Raw genomic sequence first — 25,892 nt, 5'->3', positions numbered from 1 at the left:
CATCGCCGCCGGCTCAGCCCCTTGCCGCCGCCGCGTCCAGCACGCGGGCGAGATCGTGCTCGGCCCGGGCGAGGATGGCTTCGACCGCCATCCTTGCGCCGGCGGCGTCGCGCAGCCGCAGCGCCTCGACCAGGTCCCGGTGCAGGCGGAGCGTCTCGGCATGGTCCGGCACGGCGCGGTTGGACGCGTCGAACGCCTTTTCCAGCGCCGCGTGGACCAGGCCGGAGAACCGGGCGAAGACCGGGTTGTGGCTCGCCCCGAGCAGGAGCGCGTGGAAGCGGAGGTCGGCCGCCGTGAAGGCGCCCGTGTCCGTCGCGCCCGCCATCTGTCGCCAGGCCTCGTCCATGTCGGCGATTTCCTGCAGCGTCGCCCGGGAGGCCGCGAGTTCGGCGGCCATCGGCTCGATCGCCCGCCGCGCCTCGAGGACCGAGCGCAGCAGCGCCTCGTCGAGAAAATCGGCCCCGAGCCAGGTCAGGATGTCCGGATCGAGCTGGTTCCACTCGGCCTTGGCGCGCACGAACGTGCCGACGCGCGGCTTGCCGCGCAGCAGCCCCTTCGATTCCAGCACCTTCAGCGTCTCGCGGATGACCGTGCGGCTGACGCCGAAGCGGGCGCAGAGATCCTGCTCGCGCGGCAGCCGCGTGCCGGCAGGGTACGTGCCGCTTGCGATCGACCGGGCGAGCGCCGCCACGATCTCGTTCTGCACGCGCGGCCGGGTCCGGCGCGGCGCTCCAGGGACGGCGTCCGCCTTGGTTCGGGTTTCGATCATGAAATGATCATACAACAAGATTGACGGGTATGATCATTGTTTCTAGCCTCCGATGCTGTCCGGCGTGCTGCGGTTGAACGCCCGGCGGCGCGGACGCCGCGCTTTCCCTTCAGGTCCCGCCGGACGGGACGGCATCGAGGCCTCTCATGAAGATCACCGGCATCGAGACGCATGTCGTCAATGCGGAGATGCGGAACTGGGTGTTCGTCCGCGTCCTGACCGATCAGCCGGGGCTCCATGGCTGGGGCGAGGCGACGCTGGAATGGAAGGCGCGCGCCATTGTCGGCGCCATCGCCGATCTCGAACCGATCCTGCTTGGGCATGACCCGCGCGACATTGAGAACGCCGTCCGCGCGATGAAGAAGCACGGCTTCTGGCAGCCGCTCGGCGTCATCGGCATGACGGCGCTGTCGGGCATCGAGATGGCGCTCTGGGACATTCTCGGCAAATCGCTCGGCGTGCCGGTCTGGCGGCTGTTCGGCGGCAAGGTGCGCGACCGCGTGCCGGTCTATACCCATCTCGGCCTCGGCCAGATGGACGCCGTCTATCATTCGATGGACGCGTCTTCGCTGGTCGAGCGCGGCCTTGCCGTCAAGGAGCAGGGCTACAAGGCGATGAAGGTCGTCAACGTGCCCTACACCCACTACACGGCGACGCCGGCCGCGATCGACGACTTCGTCCGGAGCATGGCGGCGCTGCGCGATGCGGTCGGGCCCGAGATAGAGCTGATGGTCGATTTCCACGGCCGCTGCGCCTCGGCCGGCGCCGCGCTCTCCTATCTGCGCGCGCTGGAGCCGTTCAATGTCATGTTTGCCGAGGAGCCGATCCCGCCCGGCGACGTCGCCTCGATGAAGGTGATCGCGGACGCCTCGCCGGTCGCCATCGCGCATGGCGAGCGGCTGACGAGCGCCGCCGAATTCGCGCCCTATATCGAGGCGCGCACGATGACGGTGGCGCAGCCGGATCTCTGCCATTGCGGCGGCTTCAGCGAGGCGCGCCGGATCGCGGCGCTGGCGGAAGTGGCCGGCATCGGCCTCGCCCCGCACAATCCGCTCGGGCCGATCGCCGGCGTCGCGGCGCTGCATTTCGATGTCGCGACGCCCAACGTCATCATCCAGGAGGAGATGACCGGCGCGGTGCCCTGGTATTTCGACGTCGTGCAGGGGCCGATCGAGCGCGTCGACGGCGCCTGGCAGGTGCCGCAGGCGGCCGGCCTCGGCGTCGAGGTCGATCTCGCCGTGGCGGCGAAGCATCCCTGGAAGCAGGAGCCGTTCCCGACCCGCGAAGCCGTCCTGCCGGACGGCACCATCGTCGACTGGTAGGCGCGCGTCATGACGGGACGTCTCACGGACAAGGTCGCGATCGTCACCGGCGCGGCGCGCGGCATCGGCGCGGCGATCGCCCGCGCCTTCGCCGCCGAGGGCGCGCAGCTCGGCCTGGTCGACATCGACGCGGATGGGCTCGCCGCCTTCGCCGCCGAACTCGGCGCGACGGGAGCGCGGCCGATGACGGCGGTGGCGAACATCGGGGAACGCGCGGCGGTCGAGGCGGCCGTCGCGGCGATCCTCGCGCGCCATGGCCGGGTCGACGTGCTGGTCAACAATGCCGGCATCAACGTCTTCGCCGATCCGCTCGAGCTATCCGACGAGGCCTGGCAGCGCTGCATGGCCGTCAACCTCGAAGGCGCCTGGCACATGATCCGCGCCGTGTTGCCCGCCATGCTGGCGGCAGGGCGGGGCGCGATCGTCAACATCGCCTCCACCCATGCCTTCTCGATCATCCCGGGTACATTTCCCTATCCGGTCGCCAAGCACGGCCTGCTTGGCCTGACCCGGGCGCTCGCCGTCGACTATGCGCCGCAGGGCATCCGCATCAATGCGATCGCGCCCGGCTATATCGAGACCGACAAGGTCCGGGACTGGCTGGCGGAATTTCCGGATCCCGCGGCGGCGCGGGCGCGGATCGAGGGGCTGATCCCGCTCCGCCGCATCGGCACGCCGGAACAGGTCGCGCATGCGGCGGTGTTTCTCGCCAGCGACGAATCCGCTTTCAGCACCGGCTCGGTGCTGACCATGGATGGCGGCCGCTCCGTCGTCTATCACGACTGAAGCCATCGCCCGGCCGGGGCCAGGCGATGGACTTCGGCATCGATGAACTTCGGTATCAGAGCTTGAGCAGCGGGTCGGGCTGGGCGTTTTCGAACGGCACGTCGTCCGTGCCCCAGCGGCGATGCACGACATGCACATGAGCGTCACGGCCGCCATTGTTGCGCAGGATGGCGAGGATGCGCTCGTCGTCCTTGGCCTCGGGAGCATGCACCCAGAGGAGCAGGCCGCCATTCTTCAGCTGCTCGTGGATCGCGTCGGCATGCTTGCGGCCGAACAGCCGCGACAGCAGGAAGCCGGCCGAGCCGGTGGCGAGCGTGCCGCCGATCGTCACCGCCAGCGCCGGGATCATCGCGACGCCGACCGTGCCGGCGACGAGCGCCGCGCCGAGGCCGGTGATCAACGCCGGGCCGCCGGTCAGCGCCGCCGCGCCTTCGACGCGCGAATCGCTGGTCACGAAGGCGGCGCGCGGCGCGTCTTCCTTGTCTTCGAGGGCGCTGGCCGGAGCGGAGATCTTGTCGCTCGGCGCCAGCACGCTCAGATCCGCCTGGCGGACGCCAAACTGCATCAGCGCGTCGACGGCGGCGTTGAGGGCGGCTTCGCTGTCGAAGACCGCGACGGCCTCGCGCTCCTGATAGCCGAAGTTTTCGCCGGTCGTGTCTTGGCTCGTCTGGGTCATCTCGCTTCCTCGATATGCACGGTCATCCGGACGCTGCGCCGCCCACGGGGAATCGGCGCGCAATCCGTTGCCGTGATCGTATAGGCACAGAAGGTTTCCCCGCGATGACCAGGATCATCCTGCGGCGGTTTTTCACAACCGGAAGGCGCTTCTTTCTTCCAGTGCGCCTGCTGGATGCCGCTCGGAGCTAGACGTCGGCGTCGGCGCGCGCCGCCTCCCGGCGGCTCTCCAGCGGCGTCAGCCCGTAATAGCGGTGCTTTTCCTGGTACATGCGCGCGTCGGCGCGCTTCACCACGTCTTCCAGTATTTCGCCCGGCGTGCTCGTCGCCGCGCCGATCGACAGGCTCAGATTGGTGGCGGAATAGTACTGGTTGTTGAGATCGACCAGGCGGCGAATGTCCTCGATCGTCTGCTCGGCGCCGGCCTCGTCGGTGCCCGGCAGCAGCACGGCGAATTCGTCGCCGCCGATGCGCGCGGCATGGGCGGGCGCGCTCACCAGCTTGCCCAGCACCTCGCCGGCCCGGCGCAGCAGTTCGTCGCCGGCGGCGTGGCCCCACTGGTCATTGGCGGCCTTCAGCCCGTTCAGGTCGATGATGATGATCGAGATCGGCGCCGGGCCGTTGCGGCGCAGGCGGTTCAGCTCGTCGACGAAGAAGGAGCGGTTGTAGAGCTTGGTCAGGACGTCGTGCTTGCCAAGGAATTCGAGATAGGCCTCGGCCGCCTTGCGCGCGGTGATGTCGGTCAGCGCCACCTGGACCAGCGACCAGTCGCGCTCGTGGCCTGGCAGGACCGAGAACTGCATGTGCAGATGCAGTTCCCTGCCGTCGATGGCGTAGTTCACGACCTCGCGCTGCTGGAAAAGCTTGCCGTCCCAGAGATCGACCAACTGCTCGCGGAAGGGCCGGTTCATGCCGTCGCGGAAGATGTCGCCAAGGCGCAGCAGCAGCATCTCGATGTCGTCGGCGCCGAAAAGCTGCAGCGTGTGCCGGTTGACGTCGATGACGCGAATCTCACTCATGCAGCGGGTGACGAACTCGGGATGCACGTCGGTGAAGACGCGGAAGTCGATGATTCCCTTCAGCCGGATCTCATCGATCAGCCGCTTGACGCTGGAGAAGTCCTCGACCCAGAGCGAAACGGGCGAGTGGTGGAACAGGCCGCGGGCATATTGCTCGCTCGAGGCGAGGCCGCGGCGCGCCGTCTCGCGCTCCGTCACGTCCTCGATCGCCACCAGCACGCGCTCCCAGCCGGCTTCGTAGCCGGGCACGATGGTGCCCTTCAGCTGGATGTCGAGGCGCTTGCCGTTCAGCGTGTAGTTGACGGTATGGCTGGTGAATTCGGTGTCCCCGTTCCAGAGCTGGACCAGTTCGTCGACATGGGCGTGGAGCATGTCGTCGCGAAAGACCTTGCCGAGATTGGCGACCAGCTCTTCGAGGCTGTCCGCCTCTAGCAGGGAAAGCGTCTTGCGGTTGACCTTGAGCACGCGGAGGCGGCTTGAGCAGCTCTTCACGCGCGACAGGTCGGCGCGCAGATAAGCGCCGAGATCCGTGATCCCCGCCTGCCGCCACTCGTCGAAAAGCGCCTTCAGGCCGCTATAGTCTTCTTCCCATAGCGAAACCGGCGCGATGTCGAACATCTTGCTGTCGGTGTTCGGCTCACTCTGCATAGGTCCAACCCGCACGTTTCGGGGAGGGGCCAAAGCCTGGGATGACCACTTTGTTGACCCATCCCAAAGCAGCAGCGTTCCCAGCTTATGACAATTGTGTTGACCATCCCCTAAATGATGCGGGTTGGCTAGGGTGAGGATGTCGCGCTAGCGGGTGCGGCTCAGCGTTACCGAACCGATGCCGGCCGCGAGGTCGAGCCCCTTCTGTCCGGAAACCGAGAGCGGTTGCAGCGAGATGCCATTGCCGCCGCCGACCAGCACATTGGCGCCGAGCCCGACGCCGGCCGTAGCTTCCGCCGTGGCGCCCGCGTAGGTCCCGGCGAGATCGCCGTGCCGCCTGGACGGCTCGAGCACCGCCCAGACGATCTGGCCTCCGGTCGTGACGCCGACGTCGAGACCGATCCTGTTGATCTTGCCGCTGTAATACTCCGCGCCGCGCTTGGAGTTGTAGGTGCAATCGAGCCTCTTGCTGGATCCCACGATGAAGCCCATGCCGGGCGCTACCCGGCAGACGAGGGTGCCGGTGCGGGTCGCGGCGGTGGCTGTGCCGGCTCCGAGCGTCGAGATGGCGGCTAGCGTTGAAGCTGCTATGACGATTTTCAGGGAAGCGGACATGTCAAACCTCGTGCTAGGTGACAGTCAGAGGAAACGGCGGGTCGCGGCCATCGTTCCCGTCTTCCGGACCGGTTGCGGGCGGCGGACCATCAAGTCACTGTGATGAAACGGCGACCGCCGACGAACAGAATCTGCGCGAAGCGAGAAAGACGCGATCGAATGACCAAGCTGAAAATCACCGCCGGCCCGTTCACCTTCTACGGCAAGCTCGAGGAAGAACTCGCGCCGAAGACGACGGCCGTCTTCAAGTCGCTGTTGCCCTACCGCGAGAAGATCATCCATGTCCGCTGGAGCGGCGAGGGCTGCTGGATCCCGCTTGGCGATCTCGACCTCGGCCTCGGCTACGAGAACCACACCAGCCACCCGGCTCCGGGCGAGTTCATCCTCTATCCCGGCGGCATCAGCGAGACCGAGATCCTGCTCGCCTATGGCGGCGTCGACTTCTCGTCGAAGGTCGGCCAGCTCGCCGGCAACCATTTCCTGACGATCACCGAAGGCCGCGAGAACCTCGTCGCGCTCGGCAAGCTCACCCTCTGGAAGGGTGCGCAGGACATCGTCTTCGAACTGGCCGAATAAGCGGACCGCTTTCCAACGAATTCCCGGCGCGGCGCCAGCCGCCGCGCCGGGCTGGATGCCGCGCCGCCGGCCACCGCCATCCACAGCGAACGCACCGTTCGCCCCCAGGCCTTCCACAGGCCTTTGCCGTGCTTTTCAACTGCCTCTCTATAGGCTTGCCCACAGCTTCCGACGCGGCTTGTCCACAACCGGAGCCCAGGCGTCCCACAGCCCTTCCACAGGCTTTTCCATGACTTGTGCGCCGCTTGCGCACCGATCCGGGGCGGCTGTCGCCGGTGCGTTTCCCTAATCTAGAAATCCATTTGACTTAATAAATCGCCCGTCTAACGTAGGGGTATCGGACGGGAGTGACGATGGCCCTGCGCGGTACGAACCAGGAGTTTGGGCGGCCCTATAACCGGCGGATCGTGCTCGAGACGATCCGGCTGGAGGCGCCCATTGCCCGTGGCGACATCGCCCGCCAGGTCGGCCTCACCGTCCAGACCGTTTCCACCATCATCCGCGAACTGGAACTGCAGGGCTTCGTCATGGGCGCCCGCGAGGCGCCGAAGGGCAGGGGGCTGCCGCGCACCAGCCTGATGCTCAACCCGGACGGCGGCTTCGCCATCGGTCTGCACGTGACGCCGGTCGGCATCGGCGCGGCGCTGGTCAATCTGGCCGGCGACATCATCGGCAGCCGCTATCACGCGCTCGCGCCCGTAACCCCGGAGCGGTCCTTCGAGATCTTCGAGATCCTGATCGCGGAGATGCGGGCGCTCAGGCCCGAGGGGCGGATGCTTGGCATCGGCGTCGCCATGCCGGGGCCGAACGACGTCGAATCCATGAGCTTCGTTGGTCCGACGACGCTCGAGGGCTGGAAGGGCGTCGATGTCGGCGCCCGCCTCACCGCGATGACCGGGCTTCCGACCTTCGTCGGCACCGAGCCGAGCGCCGCGGCGCTGGGCGAGCGCCTCTATGGCAAGGGGCGGGGCCTCAGTTCCTTCTACTATCTCTATGTCGGCGTCGGCTTCGGCGGCGCCATGGTGCATGGCGGCAGCGTGCTGCTTGGCGCGCATGGCAATGCCGGCGAGATCGGCCATATCCCGCTCGTGCCGGACGGCGACCTCTGCCCCTGCGGCAATCGCGGTTGCCTCGAGCGCTACGTGTCGCAGGAGGCGCTCGACCGCCGCCTCAAGGCCGTCGACCCGACCGCACGCGTCGAGACGGCGCTGGAAGATCATCCAGAGGTCGTCGAGGCTTGGATCGTCGAGACCGCCCCCGTGCTGCGGCGGGCGATCGCCACGATCGAGAACCTGTTCGATCCGGAAGGCATCGTCATCTCGGGCTTCGTCTCCGAGGCACTGCTGCGCCGGTTGTTCGCCGCGACCGAGCCGCTGATGCATTCCGTCGCCGAACGCAGCGGGCGAACGTCGCCGCGGCTGCTGCTCTCGACCGAGGGCAAGGACGCCGTCATGCGCGGCGCCGCCGCGCTGGCGATCTCCGGCGTGCTGTCGCCCCGATTTGGCCTCCTCTTCGCCGGCGAGGAGGAGCGGGCCGAGCGCGATCCGATCATGGCCGGCCCGACCAAGAAGGAGGTAGCTGCATGACCACCGAAGCCCCGCTCCTGCGGCTCGAGAACATTTCCAAAAGCTTCGGCGCGATCCAGGCGCTGCGCGACATCTCTTTCGAGATCGGGCGCGGCGAAGTCGTTGCTCTGCTGGGCGACAATGGCGCCGGCAAGTCGACGCTGGTGAAGATCATCTCGGGCGGCCTGGAGCCGAGCTCCGGCAAGGTCGTCTATGACGGCGCCGAACGCCATTTCACCTCGCCGGCCGACGGCAAGGCGGCGGGCATCGAGACGGTCTACCAGGACCTGTCGCTCTGCACGAATGTCGATGTCGTCGCCAATTTCTTCATGGGCCGCGAGATCGTGAAGAAGGTTTTCGGCGTGCCGGTGCTGCAGGAAAAGGAAATGGAGGCCGTGGTCGCCAAGGCGATGGCCGCCGCCGGCACCAAGATTCCGTCGCTCCGCACCAATGTCGAGCATCTCTCCGGCGGCCAGCGCCAGGCGATCGAGCTGAACCGCTTCGTCCACTGGGGCGGCAAGCTGGTGCTCCTCGACGAGCCGTTCGCCGCGCTCGGCGTCGAGCAGACGCGGCGCGGCCTCGAACTGATCCGGCGCATCGCCGACCAGGGCATCGGCGTCGTCTTCATCACCCACATCATGAGCCAGGCCTTCCAGGTCGCCGACCGCATGGTCGTGATCCGGCAGGGCAAGGTGGCGGGCGACGTGCGACGGGAGGAGACCTCGCCGGACGAGATCGTGCATCTGATCACCGGCGAGGCATTGGGCGGCCGCGCGCGGACTGTCGGCCAGGAGAACGGCCAAGCCCAGCACGCGGGATAGGGCTGGTTCAACAGCTCATCCGGACTTCCAGACTGAACGACAAGAACGAAGGGAACAGCAAGATGAAGCGACTTATGGGACTTCTGGCGGGAGCCGTCGTGCTCGGCGCCGCGACCTTCCTGACCCCGGCCGCATGGGCCGCGGACAAGGGCAAGATCTACTATCTCGTGCCGACGCTGCTGGACGAATTCCAGACCGGCTCGGTGACGGCGATCACCAAGTTCATGAAGGATGTCGGCTACGAGACGGTCGCGCTCAACGCCGACAACAAGACCGACGTCCAGCAGGGCCAGATGAACGACGTCATCGCCCTGAAGCCGGCCGCGATCGTGCTCGCCGCCGTCGACTTCAACGCCCTGAAGCCGCAGATCGAGGCGGCGCGCGCCGCCGGCATCCCCGTGATGCAGTTCGACCGCCAGATCACCTCGACCAAGAGCGACCTGACCTCGGTCGCCGGCACCGTCGAGATCGGTCATGTCGCGGCCGGCGAAGTAGAGCGCCTGCTCAAGGAGAAGAACGGCGCCGTGAAGGGCAAGGTGCTGCAGGTCCTCGGCGACCCCGGCGATCCCTACACGCTCGACATCCAGAAGGGCTTCGAGGAGAAGATGAAGGCGTTCCCGGACGTCACCATCATCTCCAAGCCGGCCATGCAGTGGGAAGCGTCGAACGCCGGTTCGATCGTCGCCGACCAGCTGCTCGCCAATCCCGACATCGACCTGATCTTCGTGCACGCCGCCCATCTCTCGGTCGCCGCCGTCGCTTCGCTCGAAGCGGCCGGCAAGAAGCCGGGCGACGTCCTGCTCGTCTCGTCGAACGGTGCGCCGGTCGGCCTCGACCTGATCCGCAAGGGCTGGCAGCAGGTTGAAGTCGAGCAGCCGCTCTTCGCCCAGGCGGCGGCGCTCGCCATGTTCGCCGACAAGGTCGTCAACAAGCAGGAGATCAAGCCCGGCACCTATGACGTGCTCGGCCTCGAAGGCGTGCTGACGGAAGAAAGCTGGGGTCCGAACATCAAGATCCCGGGTGCCGCCATCACCAAGGCAAATGTCGACGATCCGCGCTTCTGGGGCAACATGAAGACCCCGGAAGCCCCGGTTAAGTCGGTCGAGTAAGCGCTCCGCGCCTGAACTTGCCGCTCCGGCCAAAGGGCCGGGGCGGCAGCCATCGCCGCCAGGGCCGGGTCGTTCCGGCCGGGCCGCGCATGCCCGTTCTCGCCGGTCCCGCGTCGCGCTTCGACACAGCCGAGACTGCGCCCCCGACCGCCTCCTACCGCCGCAACATCCGGAGACGCTTCATGCTCTCGACCAACCGCAGGGCCGCGATCGAGTTCGTCCTCGATCACCTCGTCTGGTTCATCCTCATCGCCGTGCTGGCGCTGTTCTCGCTGACCATCCCGAACTATTTCCAGATCGGCATCTTCGCCAACATCGTCGAGCAGTCGACCTTTGTCGGCACTCTGGCGATCGGCCTGTCGCTCCTGATCATCGCCGGCTACATGGACCTCTCGATCGAATCGGTGATGGCGCTGGCGGCGATGGTGGTCGGCATCCTGTTCGCCAAATCGGGCGTCGGCCTTGGCTTCGGCTTCACGCCGGCCTGGCTGGTGGTGCCGATCTCGCTGCTGATCGCGCTCGCGGTCGGCGCGCTGGTCGGCGCCAGCAACGCCTTCTTCGTCGTGCGCCTGAAGATGAACTCCTTCATCGTCACGCTCGCCGCCTTCATCTGGGGCCGCGGCCTCGTCGTGGCGCTGTCGGGCGGCCGTTCGGCGCAGGAACTGCCGCAGGAGCTCCGCATCATCGCGATCGAGCGCTTCCTGCAGATCCCGCTGATGGCCTGGTTTGCCATCATCGCCACCCTTGTCTTCGCCTTCATCCTGAACCGCACGCCGTTCGGCCGTCACCTGCTGATGATCGGCGGCAATCCAACCGCGGCCTATCGCGCCGGCATCAAGGTCGACCGGCTGACGGCGATCACCTTTGTCCTCGCCGGCTCGATCGCCGGCCTCGCCGGCTGGCTGCTGGCGATCCGCACCTCGGGCGCGACGGCCAATCTCGGTGTCGGCATGCTGTTCCAGACCTTCGCGGCGGTCGTCATCGGCGGCGTCAGCCTCAAGGGCGGCGTCGGCAGCCTGCCCGGCGTCTATGCCGGCGTGCTGCTGCTCGCCTCGATCCAGACCGCGATCAACCTGATGGGCATGCCCGCGCATTTCACCCAGCTGATCCAGGGCGGCATGGTCCTGGTGGCGGTGCTGCTCGATACCTTCAAGCTCAACATCAGAAAGAGGCTCGCCTGATGAGCATTTCGTCCCAGCGTCTCGCCGGCCGCTCCGCCCTCGTCGTGGGTGGAGCGCGGGGCATCGGCGGCGCCATCGCCGCCCGCTTCGCCGCCGAGGGCGCGCGCGTCGTCATCGCCGATACGGAAATCGAGGCTGGCACCGCCTTCGCTGCCTCGCTCGGCGGGCCCGACCGCGTTCGCTTCATCGAGACCGATATTTCCCGGAAGGCGGACGCCGAGCGCGCCGTCGCCGAGGCGGTGACGCATTTCGGCGGCATCGACATCGTCGTCCAGAACGCCGGCATCTATCCGTGGACGCTGATCGAGGACATCGAGCCGGAGGAATGGGACGCCGTGCTCGGCGTCAACCTGCGCGGCACCTTCCTGGTGGCGCGTGCGGCGCTGCCGGCGATGAAGGCCAAGGGCTACGGCCGGATGATCTTCACTTCGTCGATCACCGGCCCGCGCGTGACCAGCCCCGGCCACGGCCACTATTCGGCGTCCAAGGCAGGCATCAACGGCTTCATCAAGTCGGCGGCGCTCGAATTCGCCGGCTACGGCATCACCGTCAACGGCATCGAGCCGGGCAACATCCTGACCGAAGGCATGAAGGCCGGCCGCAGCGCCGCCTTCATCAAGGGCATGGAGGATTCGATCCCGCTCGGCCGGCTCGGCACGCCGGAGGACATCGCCAATGCGGCGCTGTTCCTCGCCTCCGATGAATCCGCCTACATCACCGGCACCACCATCGTCGTCGATGGCGGCCAGACGCTGCCGGAAAGCAAGGATTTCCGTCTGACGCCGAGCTGAGGAAGCTAGCGAAGACCCTCACCCAACCCTCTCCCGCAAGCGGCGAGGGCTCTTGGGGGCGGCGACCTCATCGACGACGAGCCGACGCTGCAACCCACGCAGGCGATCCCCCTCTCCCGCGGGCGGGTGAGGGGTCGGGGTAAGGGCGTCCCGGACGGGACGCGCTAAGCGGCGGTCTTGCCGATGCCGGAGAGCAGCGCCGTCGTCAGCTCGATTTCGTCGGCGTTCACGCCATGGGCCGAGCCGCGATAGATCCGCGTCGTCACGCCGGCGCCGGCCTTCTCGAACCGGGCGGCCGTCTCCTGCACCCTCGAGAGGGGGATATGGGCGTCGAGCTCGGCGCAGCCGAGCAGGACCGGCGTTCCCGCCAGATCGTCCGCCCCGTTCCACAGCTCGTTGTCCGCGCCGATCAGGCCGCCGCTGAGGCCGACCGCGCCGCCATAGCGGCCGGGCTTGCGCGCCACCGCCTCGAGCGCCAGGCAGGAGCCCTGCGAGAAGCCGAGCAGCACGATCCGCTCGCGGGCGATCCCCGCCGCGACGATGTCGTCCACCAGATTGTGGACCACGCCGAGCGCTGCGCCGAGATAGGGCTGGTTCAGCGCCGTCGGCTGCATGAAGCGCTGCGGATACCAGGCATAGCCGGCGGCCTGCGGCGCGAAATAGGCGACATCGTTCTGGCCGAGATGGTCGGCAAGCCCGATGATGTCGTCGGCGGTGGCGCCGCGGCCATGCAGCATGACGACGGCCGCCCGCGCCTTCTCGACCGGCGCGCCGGCGGAAAGAATGCGCTGTCCCGCATGGGGGGCGGCGCCCCTGGTCTTGTCGATGGTCATGATCTCCGTGCCCCTTTCCAGCCGCAGCCGTCCACCGCTTCCTGGCGGGCGATGAACGGCCGGCTTCTTGTTGGATCGCCCGACCCGCAGGCGATCCGGTACGCATTCACAGACGGTCGAAGGCGCCCTAGAGCGGCTTCAGATTATCCTCGATCGATTGCCGGCGTCCTTCCAGGAAGGGCGGCAGCGACAGATGTTCGCCGAGCGTCTCCAGCGGTTCGTCGGCGGTGAAGCCGGGGACGTCGGTGGCGATCTCGAACAGGATGCCGTTCGGCTCGCGGAAATAGAGCGAACGGAAGTAGTAGCGCTCGACCTCGCCGCTGGAGCCGATGCGGAAATCGCGCACCCGCTCGGCCCAGAGCCGCAGGCTGTCATTGTCCGGCGTGCGGAAGGCGACGTGGTGGACGCCACCGGCGCCTTCCCGCGCCGTCGGCGCATCCGGCTCGACGACGACGTGCAACTCGGCATGCGGGCCGCCATCGCCCATCTGGTAGACATGCACCTGGTTGGACGAGATGGCGCTCTGCGGATAGTCGCGCACCTTCTTCATGTGCATGACGCGGGTCAGCACCATGTCGGTCGGGGCGAGGTCCCGCACGCTGATGGTGATCGGGCCGAGGCCGAGGATCTGGTGCTCGGCCGGAACCGCGCTGCGCTCCCAGGGATGCGCTTCCGCCCTGGCGCCGTTGTCGACCAGCGACAGGCGCTGGCCTTCCGGGTCCTCGAAGATCAGGCCCTGGCGGCCGCCGAGATCGGTCACGTCGCCGGTATTGACGCCGAGGCCGCGCAGGTGGTCGCGCCACCAGCCGAGGCTGTTGCCATCGACGCGGAAGCCGGTGCGGACGATCGAATGCGTTCCACGCCGGGCGGGGCCGACCGGCCAGTCGAAGAAGGTGATGTCGGAACCGGGCGTCGCCGCGCCGTCGCCATAGAAGAGATGGTAGGCGCTGGTATCGTCCTGGTTGACAGTCTTCTTCACCAGCCGGAGCCCGAGCACCTTGGTGTAGAAGGCAAGATTGCCCGGCGCGTCCGCCGTGATCGCGGTAAGATGATGGAAGCCACCGAGCTTCAGATCCATGATGAGTTCTCCAAACGAGTGCGTTGGCAGGAAAATGGACTTCCTGGCTCGAAACTCAACCGGCTCGCCAGAATAAGGTTGTCTCCGGAGAATGGACAATCGCGCTTCCGTCAGTCGTCGCACGCGAGCAGTTTCCCAAACGTAACTTTCGGGGTGTCGCAGAGGGATGTGCAGTGTCGGCGCCGGCCGCAAAGAAGTTCTGGACGGCGATCCCACTAGGACGCATTTTGCGTGCAAGGAGCATCGTGGCTCGCTAAGAGAGCATCGTATCTCAGATGACGAGTGCACGGGCTTCGATCGAGGGTAGGCAGTCGAGGCGGTTGAACGACGGGAGGAAGCGCGCCACAGGCGTGGCCGTCGCTCAGCCGGCGAACAAAGAACATCAATGGGAGGATACGACATGGTGAAGCTCATCCGGCAGCTTCTGGCGACGACGATCGCCGTGGGTGCCCTTGCAACCGCCGCGCACGCGGCAGGCCCCGAGATCGTCGCCGGACCGAGCGCCGACGCCAAGTGCTTCAAGCCCTGGACGCCGGAGACCAAGTTCTTCAAGTTCCCGAAGAAGGAAGGTCCGTACCGGATCGCGCTCGCCAACGGCTTCATCGGCAATACCTGGCGCATCCAGATGATCCAGACCGCCAAGGCTTATGCCGAGCAGCCGGATGTCAAGGCGAAGCTGAAGGAATTCAAGGTCGTCTCGACCGGTGACGACGTTGCCGCGCAGATCGCCGCGGTCGATAACTTCATCAACTCCGGCTATGACGCGATCGTCGTCAACGCGCAGAACCCGACCTCCTTCAAGCCGGTGATCAAGCGCGCCAAGGCGGCCGGCGTCGTGCTCGTCGCCTTCGACAACACGCTCGACACCGACGAGGCGATCAACGTCAACGTCAACCAGAAGGGCCTCGGCGAACTCTGGGGCCAGTGGCTGGTCGATCATCTGCCGGATGGCGGCAAGGTGCTCGAAGTGCGTGGCGTGACCGGCACCTCGGTCGATCGCGACCGCCATGAAGGCGTGCAGGAAGTGCTCGGCAAGTCGGGCAAGAAGTTCGAGACCGTCGAAGTCATCGGCCGCTGGGACGATGGTACGGCGCAGAAGGTGACGGCCGATGCCGTCGCCGTGCACAAGAAGTTCGATGGCGTTACCGTCCAGGGCGGCTCGACCGGTACGGTCCGCGCGCTGATGGATGCCGGTCATGCGTTTGTGCCGGTCGGCGGCGAGACGGAGAACGGCTTCCGCAAACTCTGCGCCGAGCATTCGGCCGACGGCCTGAAGTGCACCTCGGCCGGCAGCGGCCCGGCGCAGGTCGCCGTCGCCATCAAGACCGCCATCGCGGCGCTCGAAGGCGATGTCGTGCCGCAGTCGATCGCCCTGCCGCTCGCCATCGACCACGATCCGGACTTCAAGGACGGTGTCAACTTCTACTCGAAGGAGTCCGACAACTTCTTCGTCGGCAACTCTTTCCCGGATTGCGGCATCAACTTCACCGCCCAGGAAATCATGGGCCAGACCAAAGAGAACAAGTAATTCTCTTTTCCGTTGCTGGCGGGCCCATGGGCCCGCCAGTCGCGTCTCGCCCTCTTCTCGTGTGGATTGTGCCTTGTCTGACCGGAAGCCCTATCTCGAGCTCAAGCGGATCTCGAAACGCTATGGCGGCATCGCCGCGCTGACGGAGGTGGATTTCTCGGTCTATCCGGGCGAGATCCAGGCGGTGTTGGGCGAGAACGGCGCCGGCAAGTCGACGCTGATCAAGATCGCCTCCGGCGTCACCGATCCGACCGAGGGCGAAGTCCTGATCGAGGGCCGCCCCGTCCGCTTCCGCAATCCGACCGAGGCGATGCGCGCCGGCGTCGTCTGCGTGTTCCAGGAATTGTCGCTGCTGCCGGAAATGACGGTCGCCGACAACCTCTCCATCGTCGACCCGCCGAAATGGCTCGGCATGATCGACGCCGGGAGCCAGCGCGAGCGCGCCAGGGCGCTTCTGAAGCGCGTCGGCTGCGAGGACGTGCATCCGCTCGAACTGGTGCGCGACCTGCCGCTGTCGCGCCGCCAGATGGTGGAGATCGCCAAGGCGCTCGGCCGCGATCCGCGCATCCTCATCCTCGACGAGGCGACCTCGGCGCTCACGGCCGACGACGTCGAGCGCGTCTATGGCATCATCCGCGACCTGAAGAAGTCCGGCGTCGGCATTCTTTACGTGTCGCATCGCATGCGCGAGATCGAGGCGCTGGCCGACACGGCGACCGTCTTCCGCAACGGTCGCAGGATCGAGACCTTCGCCAAGGGCGCGCGCTCGGTCGACGCCATCATCGAGATGATGATCGGCCGCGAGGTGACGCACCAATATCCCGACAAGCCGGCGCCGAAGCCGGACGCGCCGGTGGCGCTCAAGGCCGCCAATCTCTCCTGGGGGCGCGAGATCCAGGACGTCTCGTTCAATCTCGGGAAGGGCGAGATCGTCGGTCTCGGCGGGCTCGACGGTCAGGGCCAGCGCGAATTGCTGCTCGCGCTCTTCGGCGTGCTGAAGGGCGTCTCGGGCACGGTCGCCGTCGACGGCAAGCCGATCGCGCTCGATGGGCCGCGCCGGGCGATGCATGCGCCGCTGCCGATGGCGCTGATCCCGGAGGACCGCAAGACCGAAGGCCTGATGCTGCCGATGAGCGTGCGGGACAACATGACGCTCGCCGCGCTGCCGCGCCTGCTCGGACGCTTCGGCATCGACGCCGCCAAGGAGGGCGCCGCCATCCAGGGCATGGTCGACCGGCTGCGCGTGAAGATGCCCGACCTCGAGGCGCCGGTGTCGGCGCTGTCGGGCGGCAACCAGCAGAAGGTCGTGCTGGCGAAGTGGCTGATGACGGCGCCGGGCATCATCCTGCTCAACGACCCGACGCGCGGCATCGACGTCGGCACCAAGCAGGAGATCTACCGCCTGATGCGGGAACTCGCGAACCAGGGGGCGTCGATCCTGTTCTATTCGACCGATTATGCCGAGTTGATCGGCTGCTGCGACCGCGTGCTCGTCGTCTATGACGGCAAGATCCGCCGCGAACTGGCCGGCGAGGCGCTCAACGAGCGCAACCTGCTGCAGAGCGCCCTCAACATCGACGCGGCGGAGCAGGCAGCATGAGCAACTGGCGCTACTGGTTCGCGCACAATGCCGGCGTGCTGACCGCCGTCGTCCTGTTCGCGGCGATGTTCACCCTCTACATCTCCAACCACAGCGCCGGCCTGACGCCCGCCGTCGCCACCACCGCCGCCAACAAGGCGGTGCTGCTGGCGCTGGTCGCCATGGCGCAGACGCTGCCGGTGCTGACACGCGGCCTCGACCTATCGGTCGGCATGGTGTTCGTGATGGCGAACTGCATCGCCTCGACCATCGTCGTCGGCACGGTCGGCGAGGGGCTGCTCGGCATCGTCGCCGTGCTCCTGATCGGCGCGCTCGCCGGCTTCATCAACGGCGCCATCGTGGTCTGGGGCCGGCTGCAGCCGATCATCACGACGCTCGCGACCGGCGCCGTCTACTACGGCATCGCGCTGTTCGTCCGGCCCGGACCGGGCGGCGACGTGCAGTCCGACATCGCCGATCTCCTGACCGGCCAGGTGTTCGGCGTCGTGCCGGCGGCGCTGGTGGTCCTCTTCGTCATCGTGCTGGTGGTGTGGATCCCCTATCGCCGTTCCGTGCTCGGCCGCGCCGCCTATGCCGTCGGCTCGAACGAGCAGGCCGCCTACATGTCGGGCGTGCCGGTGCAGAAGGCGAAGCTGCTGGCCTACACGCTGGCGGGTCTGCTCGCCTCTGTGGCCGGGCTGATGCTGACCTTCAATACCTATTCGGGCGAGGCGTCGGCGCCGATCGCCGGCACCTACACGCTGAATTCGATCGCCGCCGTGGTCATTGGCGGCACGTCGCTGTTCGGCGGCTGGGGTTCGGCCATCGGATCGATCTTCGGCGCCTTCGTGCTCCGCACGATCGAGGACCTGCTGTTCGTCTTCGACCTGCCGCCGCTCTGGCAGCCGCTGTTCCAGGGCGTCGTGCTGCTCTTTGCTGTCAGCCTCGGCGCCTTCCGCATCCTGCGCGTCCGCAACCGTCTGGAGCTCTTCTCGTGACCAGCGTCGACACGGGGCCCGCCCGGGGCCCGACATTGGCCGCGCGCCTTGGCATCGATCGCTCGGTCGCGATCGCCTTCGGCTGCATCGTGCTTATTCTCTGCGCCGGCGCGCTCTATTCGCGCGAGTTCCTGTCGCCGGAGTATCTGCTGCAGCAGCTGCAGGTCGGCGCTTTCCTCGGCATCATCGCTTCCGGCGCGATGCTGGTGATCCTGCTCGGCCACATCGACCTGTCGATTCCCTGGGTGGTGACGCTCGGCGCGATGATGGCGACCGCCATGGTCGGCTGGGGCGGCCCGGCGGGCGTCTGGCTGTGCATCCCGTTCGGCGTCTTCTGCGGCGCCGTTGTAGGCGTGCTGAACGGGCTCGGCGTCGCCTATCTCCGCCTGCCGTCGATGATCTTCACGCTCGGCATGAACGCCGTCGTGCAGGGGCTGATGGTGCTGCATACCGGCGGTTTCGCCCCGCTCGACCAGGCGACGGAGGCGATGCACTTCCTGGCCGTGCAGCGCAGCCTGTTCGGCATTCCCAATGCCCTGTTCGTCTGGGCGGTGGTCGGCGCCTTCGTCATCTATCTCCTGAAGCGCACGGCCTTCGGCCGCGCGATCTACGCGGTCGGCAACCGCGAGGCGGCCGCCTATCTCTCCGGCGTCAACACCAACCGCGTCCTGATCGGCTGCTTTGCCTTTTCCGGCGCCATGGCCGCCTTCGCCGGCGTGCTGCTCGCCGGCTATTCCAACAAGGCCTATCAGAACATGGGCGACGCCTACCTGCTGCCGGCGATCGCCGCGGTGGTGCTCGGCGGCACCAACATCCTCGGCGGCAAGGGCAATTATCTCGGCACCATCGCCGGCGTCATCCTGATCACGCTGCTGCAGTCGATCCTGTCGGTGATGCAGATGCCGGAGGCCGGGCGCCAGGTGATCTATGGTTGCGTCATCATCGTGATGCTGCTGATCTATGGGCGCGGCGCCAAGGCGAGGAGTTGAGGCCAGGAACGGATGTAGCCGGCTCACAGGCGCTGCCCGAAAGAAGCCGCGTTCCGGGCGTCGTATCCGTCGCGTCGCCCAGGGGGGCGGCGTGACAAGGAGCGCCTTCCATGGTTTCGACGAGATTTCTCTGGGGTGCGGCGAGCGCCGCCTATCAGGTCGAGGGCGCCTGGCAGGCTGACGGCAAGGGCCTGTCGAACTGGGATCTCTATACCAACGTCTACCGCGCGACCGAATCCGTCACAGGCAGGCAGGAGACGGGCAATGTCGCGATCAATGCCTATGACCGCGCCCAATATCTCGCTGATATCGCGCTGATGCGCGAGCTCGGCATCAATTGCTACCGCTTCTCGCTCTCCTGGGCGCGGATCCTTCCCGATGGCGTCGGCCGGGTCAACGAGGCGGGCGTCGCGCATTACCAGCGCTTCGTCGACGATCTGCTGGCGGCCGGCATCGAGCCGGTCGTGACGCTCTATCACTGGGACCTGCCCCGCGCGCTCGACGATCGCGGCGGCTGGTACAACCGGGAATCGGTCGGCTGGTTCCGCAATTACGCCAGCATCGTGCGCGAGGCGCTCGGCGACAGGGTGTCGAAGTTCATCACCTTCAACGAGCCGTTCATCGATCTCTTCCTGATCGAGCCGATGGTCGACAACATCAAGCTCGGGGTCGGCAGCCCCTTCGCCATCACCGACGCGCATTATGCGCAGCAGGCGGTGGCGCTGCATCACTGGCTGGTGGCGAGCGCCGAGACGATCGGCGATTTCCGCGCCGCCGGCTATACGGGCGAGATCGGCGTGGCACTGCCGCTGATGCCGACGATTCCCGAGAATCCCGGCAAGTCCGAGGACATCCGCGCCGCCGCGCTCGCCGACGCCGTCATCAACCGCTGGTGCCTCGACGCCCTGTTCAAGGGCCGCTACCCGATCGAGGTGATGACCACCTTCCGCCAGCTCAATCCGGACTTTGCGCCGTTCGAGGCGGATTTCGGCATTCTTGCCGCCAACAAGCCTGATTTCCTCGGCGTCAATTTCTACGCCCCGGCCTATGTCCGCCAGGACGAGGCGGCGCCGCTCGGCTACAACTGGTTCGATACCAATCCCGATCCGGAGCCGGCCGCCTTCAACGGCCCGGTGCGGCCGGACTACCTGCGCCGGCTGCTGGAGCGGATTCGCGACGAATATGGCAATCCGGCCATCTACATCACCGAGAACGGCGCCGGCTTCGGCCCGGTCGACGAGCAGATGGTCGGTGACAGCGTGCACGACCCGCGCCGCGCCAACTATATCCGTCGCCACATCGAGGCGGCGCTGAAGGCAAAGGAGAATGGGGTCGACCTGCGCGGCTACATGGTCTGGAGCCTCTTCGACAATTTCGAATGGCTGCAGGGCTATGGCCGTCGCTTCGGCCTCGTCCACGTCGATTTCGACACGCAGCGGCGGACGCCGAAGCGGAGCTTCGACGCCTATCGCGAGATCATCGCCCAGGGTGGCGTGACGACGGCGGATTAGGCGAAGATCTCTCCTCGGCACTCTCCCGCTCGCGGGAGAGGCGTGGGTGAGGGGCTTTCTTCAGGCGCTGGAGGCTGCCCCCGGATAGAGGAAGCTTTCCGGCCGGTCGCGCTCGTAGACGCACTCGCCGGCGACATAGGTCGCACGGATGGCGCGGTCGTCGCCCAGAGTCATCAGCACGAACAGAGTCTCTGCGAGATCGCGCGCGTGCGACAGGCGGAAGTCGAGGAGCGGCGTCGCCTTCAGGTCGAGCACGACGAAGTCCGCCTCGAAACCGGGCGCGAGCGAGCCGATCCGGTCATCGAGCCTGAGCGCTTCGGCGCCGCCGCGCGTCGCCAGGTAGAAGCCCTGTTCGGGGGTCAGCGCATGGCCGCCGAGCTTCGCCACCTTGTAGGCCTCGCCGAGCGATTGCAGCTGCGAGAAGCTGGTGCCGGCGCCGATATCCGTGCCGAGGCCGACGCGGACCGGGCGCTCGATCCGCTTGGCGTCGACCATGCGGAAGAGGCCGCTGCCGAGGAAGAGGTTCGAGGTCGGGCAGTGCGCCAGCGCCGAGCCGGTGCGATGGCAGCAGGCGAAATCCTCCTCGTCCATGTGCACGGCATGGCCGAAGATGGCGCGCGGCCCGGTCAGCCCGGCATGGTCGTAGACGTCGAGATAGCTCGATCGCTCCGGGAACAGCTGGCGGACCCATTCGATCTCGCCCTGGTTCTCGCAGAGATGGGTCTGCATGTAGGTGCCTGGATGCTCGCGCCAGAGCTTTCCCGCCGCCTGCAATTGCTCTTCCGAGGAGGAGGGGGCGAAGCGCGGCGTGATGCAGTAGAGCTGGCGGCCGCGGCCGTGCCACTTGCCGATCAGCGCCTTCGACTCGGCATAGCCGCGTTCGGCCGTGTCCAGCAGGGCGTCCGGCGCGTTGCGGTCCATCAGCACCTTGCCGGCGATCATGCGTGTGTTGAAGCGCTCGGATTCCTCGAACAGGGCGTCGACGGATTGCGGGTGAACGGTGCAATAGACCGAGGCCGTCGTCGTGCCGGCGCGCAGCAGTTCGCGCAGGAAGCGCGCCGCGACGTCGCGCGCATGGCCGGCATCGGCGAAATCCTGTTCGGCGACGAAGGTGTAGCGCTCCAGCCATTCCAGCAGTTCCGCGCCGAAGGCGCCGATCATCTGGGTCTGCGGATAGTGGACATGGGCGTCGATGAAGCCGGGGCAGATCAGGGCATCTTCATAATGCGTCACCGGCACGCCGGCGGGCAGCCGCTTCAATCCTTCCTCGGCGTCCTCGATGCTCGCGATCCGGCCATCCTCGATCCGCATCAGCGCGTCGGGCCAATGGCGAAGCGCCTCGCCGGCGGGGACGAGGAAAGGGTCGCCGTGAAAGGTCATGGCGGGAGCGCGGATTGCCCGCTGCGTCATGTCGGCATCCTTTCGGGAGGACCGTTCGAAGGGGCCGGCGCTGGATTGGCGGCGCCGGCAAAGACCCGACACGATCCGATACCCGGCGCCGAAACGCCAGAGGATTTGCGCGTCGGCCGGTGCCCGCGCGGCGGGCAGGCGAAGGGCTGCGGCGTCGGCGCAGCCCTTCGCCTGGGGGCCGTTTGTGGACAGGGGGGCCGGCAGCCGATAAAAGGCGCTGTCAACAACAGGACGGAGCAGAGGTCCCACGCCAGTCGATATGGCGCCGGATCGCGCGCACATGACAGAGCCCGAAGCGAAAGTGCTTCCCAAATCCCCGCAGCCTTCCGACGAGGGCAAGCTCAATCTGCGCCGCTGGGGCGATTTCTATCGAGCGCTCATCAACAATGACGAGGGCACGATCGGCGTGGTCGTGCGCATCCTGCGCGCGAATTTCCGCGATCATCGCAAGGGCTACCTGATCTCGTTCGGCTTCCTCTTCGTCGTCGCGGCGATGACGTCGCTGTCCGCCTGGATCATGCGCGACGTCGTCAACCAGATCTTCGTCGCGCAGGACGTGCGGATGCTCTGGGTGCTGTCGATCGGCGTGATGGTGATCTTCATCGTCAAGGGCTTCGCCACCTATGGCCAGATCGTGGTGCAGAGCCGGATCGGCAACCGGATCGTCGCCGAGAACCAGAAGCGCTTCTACGACCGCTGCCTGACCTTCGGCCTCGATTTCTTCACCGATCGCGCTTCCAGCGAGCTGATCATGTCGATCTCGCGGGGCTCCAACGCCATCCGCTCGATCCTCGACACCATCGTGCTCAGCCTCGGGCGCGACCTCGTCACGCTGATCGGCCTGATCTTCGTCATGGTCTACCAGGCGCCGCTGATGTCGCTGATCGCGCTCGTCTTCGCGCCGATCGCCATCATGTTCGTGACCCGGCTGGTCAAGCGCATCCGCAACATCTCGAAGTCGGAATTCACCTCGAGTACCCAGATCGTCGCGATCATCCAGGAGACCGTGCACGGCGCCAAGATGGTCAAGGCCTTCGGCCTCGCCAATCATATGCGCGACCGGCTCGGAGAGGCCGTCTCGCAGGTCGAGCAGCGTGCCAACAAGGTGTCGCAGCTACAGGCCCGCACCAGCCCGCTGATGGAATCGCTTGGCGGCATCTCGATCGGCCTCGTCATCCTCTATGCCGGCTGGGCGACGATCTCGGCCGGCAAGACGCCGGGCGAGTTCATGTCCTTCATCACCGCGCTGCTGCTCGCCTATGAGCCGGCCAAGCGGCTGGCGCGCATGAATGTCGGCATCGCCGAAAGCCTGATCGCGGTTCGGGCGCTGTTCGACATCCTCGATCATCCGGCCAGCGTCACCGAGGCCGACGACAAGCCGGGGCTGCAGCTCACGCGCGGCAAGATCGAGCTGGACAATGTCGGCTTCGGCTATCGCAAGAAGGATCGTGTCCTGCATGGCGTCAGCCTGTCGGTCGATCACGGCGAGCGGCTGGCGCTTGTCGGCCCCTCCGGCGGCGGCAAGTCCACGATCCTGTCGCTGATCCAGCGCTTTTACGACGTCCAGGAGGGGGCGGTCCGGGTCGACGGCCAGGATATCCGCACCGTCTCGGTCGCCTCGCTCCGGCACCAGATCGCCTTCGTCAGCCAGGATGTGTTCCTGTTCTCCGGGACCGTCGCCGACAATATCCGCGTCGGCCGCCTCGGCGCGACCGACGCGGAAGTCGAGCAGGCGGCGCGCGACGCCTTCGCCTATGATTTCATCCAGGGCCTGCCGCAGGGCTTCCAGAGCAATGTCGGCGAGAATGGCGTCCAGCTTTCGGGCGGCCAGCGCCAGCGCATAGCCATCGCCCGCGCCATCCTGAAGAACGCACCGATCCTGCTGCTCGACGAGGCGACCTCGGCGCTCGATTCCGAATCCGAGCGCATGATCCAGATCGCCCTCGACAAGCTGGTCGAAGGCCGCACGACGATCGTCATCGCCCATCGCCTGGCGACGATCCTGAATGCGGACAAGATCGCGGTGATCGAGCGCGGCCGCGTCGTCGAGGTCGGCACGCATCCCGAGCTGGTCGGCATGAGCGGCGTCTACGAGAAGCTCTACCGCTACCAGTTCGACGAGGGAAAGATCGAGAGAGCGATCGCCTGAGCCGGCGCTTCGGACCTCGATAACAGCCTGAATTGCCAAAACGGCGTCGCTTGCGACGCCGTTTTGCTATGCTGTATCGGCCGGCGATGGCGGGCCGGGCGGGTCTCCTGCACAGATGGCGAGACCCGTGACGGCCCTCCCCGGAGGGAGGGCCGGATCTAGCGGGGGAGCCTCAGAGCAGGCCGCGGCCGGCGAGGTTGCGCATCAGCGCCGCCGTGCCGAAGGTCCAGGGCTCGGCGTCGGGGCAGAGCACGACGCGGTTCGACAGCTTGCCGAGCTTCGGCGCGCTGATCGTGACGATGTCGCCCACCTTGTGGGTGAAGCCCTGGCCGGGGCCGTCGCGGTCCTGCACCGGCGCGAACATCGTGCCGAGATAGAGCACGAAGCCGTCCGGATACTGGTGGTTCTTGCCGACCGTCTGCTTGACCAGGTCTTCCGGGTCGCGGCTGATCTTCGACATCGCGCTGGAGCCGTCGAGGCGGAAGCCGTCGGTCTCGCCGTCCACCGTCAGCCGGACTTCGGTCTGGCGCACGTCATCGAGCGAGAAGCCACCGTCGAACAGGCGGATCATCGGGCCGATCGAGGCGCTGGCATTATTGTCCTTGGCCTTCGACAGCAGCAGGGCCGAGCGGCCCTCGACGTCGCGCAGGTTGACGTCGTTGCCAAGCGTCGCGCCGACGATCTTGCCGGTCGACGAGACGACCAGCACGACTTCCGGCTCGGGATTGTTCCAGGTCGAGATCGGATGGATGCCGATCTCGGCCAGGTGGCCGACGGCCGACATCGGCTGCGCCTTCGAGAAGATCTCGGCGTCGGGGCCGATGCCGACCTCGAGATACTGGGACCACATGCCCTTCTCGATCAGCAGCTTCTTGAGCGCCGCCGCCTGCTCGGAGCCGGGACGCAGCGCCGCCAGATCGTCGCCGATGGTGGCGTTGATCTCGGCGCGGATGGCGTTGGCGCGCTCGGGCAGGCCGCGGGCCTGCTCCTCGATGACGCGCTCCAGCATCGACACGACGAAGGTGACGCCGGCGGCCTTGACCGCCTGCAGGTCGATCGGGGCGATCAGGTGGGGCTTGGACGGGTCGCGGCTGGCGAGCGGCGTGTTGGCGAGGATTTCCTCGAAGCTGCCGATGAATTCGCCGTCCGCGGTGGCGGCGACGCGGGCCGGATCCTGGTGTTCGCAGAGGTCGCGCATGGTGACGACCGACGCGGTGATGTCGATCAACTGGCCGTCGCGCAGAGCGACGACCGATGGGCCGTCGACATCGGGGCGGAAGACGCGGCCGACCAGCGTGGCGGCCTCCGCATCCTCGGGCAGCGCGAAGGGGGCAGCAGTATCGAGCGGCATAGGCGATCTCCAGGACGTTCAGCGATGAAGCCGATCTTGAGGAATGAAAGAGCGGGCCACCGTTATACCCTGCGTTCGCGGATAGGCCATATGTCTGGTCTGTTTTCGAGCAGAAGCGGCCACGGATTTGCGCATGCATGCGGCGCGTTTCCGTGCAATTTTCCCGGCCGGACGGCTTGAAGGGAATGCATGCCATGGAAATTGACATACCGGAGGTCAAGGCCGAACTCGAGGCCGCCTTCGCGCGCTACGAGACGGCGCTGGTCACCAACGACGTCGAAGCGCTGGACGAACTGTTCCATGCCGCGCCGACGACGATTCGCTATGGCGGCGGCGAGAACCTCTATGGCTATGCGGAGATCGCGGCGTTCCGGGCCGGGCGGTCGTCGGCCGGGCTCGCCCGCGTGATCGAGCGCACGGTGGTGACGACCTATGGCCGCGACTTCGGCACCGCCTCGACGCTGTTCCGGCGCGAGACGGCGCCGGGCAAGATCGGCCGCCAGATGCAGACCTGGATCCGCACCCCGGCCGGATGGCGAGTTGTGGCCGCCCATGTCAGCGTGATCGCCGACCCGGACCTCGGCTAGGG

The 25,892-nt window shown here is 66.9% G+C and carries 23 protein-coding genes; 15 read left to right on the top strand and 8 right to left on the bottom strand.

What is annotated here, in order from left to right; all coding sequences use genetic code 11:
• Nucleotides 1-13: 13 nt before the first annotated feature.
• Complete coding sequence (locus WFK98_RS15965) at nucleotides 14-766, bottom strand: FadR/GntR family transcriptional regulator (protein ID WP_442907443.1); 753 nt, start codon at nucleotides 764-766, stop codon at nucleotides 14-16.
• Between the two features lie 149 nt (nucleotides 767-915).
• Here WFK98_RS15965 and WFK98_RS15960 point away from each other — a divergent pair, with 149 nt between their 5' ends.
• Together WFK98_RS15960 and WFK98_RS15955 are read left to right on the top strand one after the other, a co-directional pair.
• On the top strand, nucleotides 916-2,091 hold the full coding sequence (locus WFK98_RS15960; protein WP_336800920.1) for an enolase C-terminal domain-like protein: 1,176 nt from the start codon (nucleotides 916-918) through the stop codon (nucleotides 2,089-2,091).
• 9 nt (nucleotides 2,092-2,100) lie between these two features.
• Nucleotides 2,101-2,877 (top strand): SDR family oxidoreductase, encoded by a 777-nt coding sequence (locus WFK98_RS15955; protein ID WP_266338753.1) that lies wholly within the window; start codon nucleotides 2,101-2,103, stop codon nucleotides 2,875-2,877.
• Nucleotides 2,878-2,932: 55 nt separating this feature from the next.
• Here WFK98_RS15955 and WFK98_RS15950 read toward each other — a convergent pair whose 3' ends face one another.
• The 3 genes from WFK98_RS15950 to WFK98_RS15940 form a co-directional block, all read right to left on the bottom strand.
• Nucleotides 2,933-3,553 carry a hypothetical protein gene (locus WFK98_RS15950; RefSeq protein ID WP_336800919.1) on the bottom strand — a complete coding sequence of 207 codons (621 nt, stop codon included), beginning with the start codon at nucleotides 3,551-3,553 and terminating at the stop codon, nucleotides 2,933-2,935.
• 187 nt (nucleotides 3,554-3,740) lie between these two features.
• Entirely contained in the window at nucleotides 3,741-5,219 is a 1,479-nt protein-coding gene (locus WFK98_RS15945; RefSeq protein ID WP_266338751.1) for a sensor domain-containing diguanylate cyclase, read from the bottom strand.
• Between the two features lie 147 nt (nucleotides 5,220-5,366).
• Nucleotides 5,367-5,834 (bottom strand): DUF992 domain-containing protein, encoded by a 468-nt coding sequence (locus WFK98_RS15940; RefSeq protein ID WP_266338750.1) that lies wholly within the window; start codon nucleotides 5,832-5,834, stop codon nucleotides 5,367-5,369.
• 159 nt (nucleotides 5,835-5,993) lie between these two features.
• Between WFK98_RS15940 and WFK98_RS15935 the strand changes: the two genes are divergently transcribed.
• From WFK98_RS15935 to WFK98_RS15910, 6 genes are all read left to right on the top strand, one after another.
• Complete coding sequence (locus WFK98_RS15935) at nucleotides 5,994-6,410, top strand: DUF3830 family protein (protein WP_266338749.1); 417 nt, start codon at nucleotides 5,994-5,996, stop codon at nucleotides 6,408-6,410.
• A gap of 353 nt (nucleotides 6,411-6,763) precedes the next feature.
• Nucleotides 6,764-7,996 carry an ROK family transcriptional regulator gene (locus WFK98_RS15930; protein WP_336800918.1) on the top strand — a complete coding sequence of 411 codons (1,233 nt, stop codon included), beginning with the start codon at nucleotides 6,764-6,766 and terminating at the stop codon, nucleotides 7,994-7,996.
• The gene (locus WFK98_RS15925) at nucleotides 7,993-8,796 is read left to right on the top strand and encodes an ATP-binding cassette domain-containing protein (protein ID WP_266338747.1); all 804 of its coding nucleotides are present in this window, start codon (nucleotides 7,993-7,995) and stop codon (nucleotides 8,794-8,796) included. Before WFK98_RS15930 ends, WFK98_RS15925 begins: the two co-directional genes overlap by 4 nt.
• Before the next feature lie 62 nt (nucleotides 8,797-8,858).
• Nucleotides 8,859-9,905 carry a sugar ABC transporter substrate-binding protein gene (locus WFK98_RS15920; protein WP_266338746.1) on the top strand — a complete coding sequence of 349 codons (1,047 nt, stop codon included), beginning with the start codon at nucleotides 8,859-8,861 and terminating at the stop codon, nucleotides 9,903-9,905.
• Nucleotides 9,906-10,087: 182 nt separating this feature from the next.
• Nucleotides 10,088-11,086, top strand: coding sequence for an ABC transporter permease (locus WFK98_RS15915; protein WP_266338745.1), 999 nt, complete (start codon nucleotides 10,088-10,090; stop codon nucleotides 11,084-11,086).
• Nucleotides 11,086-11,877 (top strand): SDR family oxidoreductase, encoded by a 792-nt coding sequence (locus WFK98_RS15910; RefSeq protein WP_336800917.1) that lies wholly within the window; start codon nucleotides 11,086-11,088, stop codon nucleotides 11,875-11,877. The genes WFK98_RS15915 and WFK98_RS15910 overlap by 1 nt, the downstream gene beginning before the upstream one ends.
• A gap of 164 nt (nucleotides 11,878-12,041) precedes the next feature.
• Here WFK98_RS15910 and WFK98_RS15905 read toward each other — a convergent pair whose 3' ends face one another.
• Both WFK98_RS15905 and WFK98_RS15900 read right to left on the bottom strand, forming a co-directional pair.
• Nucleotides 12,042-12,710, bottom strand: coding sequence for an alpha/beta hydrolase (locus WFK98_RS15905; RefSeq protein ID WP_336800916.1), 669 nt, complete (start codon nucleotides 12,708-12,710; stop codon nucleotides 12,042-12,044).
• 127 nt (nucleotides 12,711-12,837) lie between these two features.
• Nucleotides 12,838-13,788 carry a ring-cleaving dioxygenase gene (locus WFK98_RS15900; protein ID WP_336800915.1) on the bottom strand — a complete coding sequence of 317 codons (951 nt, stop codon included), beginning with the start codon at nucleotides 13,786-13,788 and terminating at the stop codon, nucleotides 12,838-12,840.
• Nucleotides 13,789-14,188: 400 nt separating this feature from the next.
• On the opposite strand from WFK98_RS15900, the gene WFK98_RS15895 reads away from it, so the two are divergent.
• The 5 genes from WFK98_RS15895 (at nucleotide 14,189) to WFK98_RS15875 (ending at nucleotide 20,393) form a co-directional block, all read left to right on the top strand.
• Nucleotides 14,189-15,316, top strand: coding sequence for a sugar ABC transporter substrate-binding protein (locus WFK98_RS15895; RefSeq protein ID WP_266338741.1), 1,128 nt, complete (start codon nucleotides 14,189-14,191; stop codon nucleotides 15,314-15,316).
• A 73-nt stretch (nucleotides 15,317-15,389) separates the two neighbouring features.
• Nucleotides 15,390-16,916 carry a sugar ABC transporter ATP-binding protein gene (locus tag WFK98_RS15890; protein WP_336800914.1) on the top strand — a complete coding sequence of 509 codons (1,527 nt, stop codon included), beginning with the start codon at nucleotides 15,390-15,392 and terminating at the stop codon, nucleotides 16,914-16,916.
• Nucleotides 16,913-17,893, top strand: a complete 981-nt coding sequence (locus WFK98_RS15885; protein ID WP_266338739.1) for an ABC transporter permease — start codon at nucleotides 16,913-16,915, stop codon at nucleotides 17,891-17,893. The genes WFK98_RS15890 and WFK98_RS15885 overlap by 4 nt, the downstream gene beginning before the upstream one ends.
• Nucleotides 17,890-18,882, top strand: coding sequence for an ABC transporter permease subunit (locus WFK98_RS15880; RefSeq protein ID WP_266338738.1), 993 nt, complete (start codon nucleotides 17,890-17,892; stop codon nucleotides 18,880-18,882). The genes WFK98_RS15885 and WFK98_RS15880 overlap by 4 nt, the downstream gene beginning before the upstream one ends.
• Before the next feature lie 110 nt (nucleotides 18,883-18,992).
• Nucleotides 18,993-20,393 (top strand): glycoside hydrolase family 1 protein, encoded by a 1,401-nt coding sequence (locus WFK98_RS15875; RefSeq protein WP_266338737.1) that lies wholly within the window; start codon nucleotides 18,993-18,995, stop codon nucleotides 20,391-20,393.
• Between the two features lie 60 nt (nucleotides 20,394-20,453).
• On the opposite strand, the gene guaD is transcribed toward WFK98_RS15875, so the two are convergent.
• Nucleotides 20,454-21,803, bottom strand: a complete 1,350-nt coding sequence (gene guaD / locus WFK98_RS15870; RefSeq protein ID WP_336800913.1) for a guanine deaminase — start codon at nucleotides 21,801-21,803, stop codon at nucleotides 20,454-20,456.
• A gap of 280 nt (nucleotides 21,804-22,083) precedes the next feature.
• On the opposite strand from guaD, the gene WFK98_RS15865 reads away from it, so the two are divergent.
• Complete coding sequence (locus WFK98_RS15865; RefSeq protein ID WP_336800912.1) at nucleotides 22,084-23,952, top strand: ABC transporter ATP-binding protein; 1,869 nt, start codon at nucleotides 22,084-22,086, stop codon at nucleotides 23,950-23,952.
• Between the two features lie 172 nt (nucleotides 23,953-24,124).
• Here WFK98_RS15865 and WFK98_RS15860 read toward each other — a convergent pair whose 3' ends face one another.
• Nucleotides 24,125-25,303: a fumarylacetoacetate hydrolase family protein gene (locus WFK98_RS15860; RefSeq protein WP_336800911.1), complete on the bottom strand. Its 1,179-nt coding sequence runs from the start codon at nucleotides 25,301-25,303 to the stop codon at nucleotides 24,125-24,127.
• A gap of 194 nt (nucleotides 25,304-25,497) precedes the next feature.
• Here WFK98_RS15860 and hpxZ point away from each other — a divergent pair, with 194 nt between their 5' ends.
• The gene (gene hpxZ, locus WFK98_RS15855) at nucleotides 25,498-25,890 is read left to right on the top strand and encodes an oxalurate catabolism protein HpxZ (protein ID WP_336800910.1); all 393 of its coding nucleotides are present in this window, start codon (nucleotides 25,498-25,500) and stop codon (nucleotides 25,888-25,890) included.
• Nucleotides 25,891-25,892: the final 2 nt, after the last annotated feature.

It is taken from the genome of Kaistia sp. MMO-174 (genome assembly GCF_037147815.1).
Taxonomy (GTDB): domain Bacteria; phylum Pseudomonadota; class Alphaproteobacteria; order Rhizobiales; family Kaistiaceae; genus Kaistia; species Kaistia nematophila.
This window is presented reverse-complemented; position numbering and strand designations above follow the sequence as displayed.

Coding starts and splice junctions, on each gene's coding strand:
- WFK98_RS15960 (WP_336800920.1), top strand. CDS start 916: ATGAAGATCACCGGCATCGAGACGCATGTCGTCAATGCGGAGATGCGG.
- WFK98_RS15955 (WP_266338753.1), top strand. CDS start 2,101: ATGACGGGACGTCTCACGGACAAGGTCGCGATCGTCACCGGCGCGGCG.
- WFK98_RS15950 (WP_336800919.1), bottom strand. CDS start 3,553: ATGACCCAGACGAGCCAAGACACGACCGGCGAAAACTTCGGCTATCAG.
- WFK98_RS15945 (WP_266338751.1), bottom strand. CDS start 5,219: ATGCAGAGTGAGCCGAACACCGACAGCAAGATGTTCGACATCGCGCCG.
- WFK98_RS15940 (WP_266338750.1), bottom strand. CDS start 5,834: ATGTCCGCTTCCCTGAAAATCGTCATAGCAGCTTCAACGCTAGCCGCC.
- WFK98_RS15935 (WP_266338749.1), top strand. CDS start 5,994: ATGACCAAGCTGAAAATCACCGCCGGCCCGTTCACCTTCTACGGCAAG.
- WFK98_RS15930 (WP_336800918.1), top strand. CDS start 6,764: ATGGCCCTGCGCGGTACGAACCAGGAGTTTGGGCGGCCCTATAACCGG.
- WFK98_RS15925 (WP_266338747.1), top strand. CDS start 7,993: ATGACCACCGAAGCCCCGCTCCTGCGGCTCGAGAACATTTCCAAAAGC.
- WFK98_RS15920 (WP_266338746.1), top strand. CDS start 8,859: ATGAAGCGACTTATGGGACTTCTGGCGGGAGCCGTCGTGCTCGGCGCC.
- WFK98_RS15915 (WP_266338745.1), top strand. CDS start 10,088: ATGCTCTCGACCAACCGCAGGGCCGCGATCGAGTTCGTCCTCGATCAC.
- WFK98_RS15910 (WP_336800917.1), top strand. CDS start 11,086: ATGAGCATTTCGTCCCAGCGTCTCGCCGGCCGCTCCGCCCTCGTCGTG.
- WFK98_RS15905 (WP_336800916.1), bottom strand. CDS start 12,710: ATGACCATCGACAAGACCAGGGGCGCCGCCCCCCATGCGGGACAGCGC.
- WFK98_RS15900 (WP_336800915.1), bottom strand. CDS start 13,788: ATGGATCTGAAGCTCGGTGGCTTCCATCATCTTACCGCGATCACGGCG.
- WFK98_RS15895 (WP_266338741.1), top strand. CDS start 14,189: ATGGTGAAGCTCATCCGGCAGCTTCTGGCGACGACGATCGCCGTGGGT.
- WFK98_RS15885 (WP_266338739.1), top strand. CDS start 16,913: ATGAGCAACTGGCGCTACTGGTTCGCGCACAATGCCGGCGTGCTGACC.
- WFK98_RS15875 (WP_266338737.1), top strand. CDS start 18,993: ATGGTTTCGACGAGATTTCTCTGGGGTGCGGCGAGCGCCGCCTATCAG.
- guaD (WP_336800913.1), bottom strand. CDS start 21,803: ATGACGCAGCGGGCAATCCGCGCTCCCGCCATGACCTTTCACGGCGAC.
- WFK98_RS15865 (WP_336800912.1), top strand. CDS start 22,084: ATGACAGAGCCCGAAGCGAAAGTGCTTCCCAAATCCCCGCAGCCTTCC.
- WFK98_RS15860 (WP_336800911.1), bottom strand. CDS start 25,303: ATGCCGCTCGATACTGCTGCCCCCTTCGCGCTGCCCGAGGATGCGGAG.
- hpxZ (WP_336800910.1), top strand. CDS start 25,498: ATGGAAATTGACATACCGGAGGTCAAGGCCGAACTCGAGGCCGCCTTC.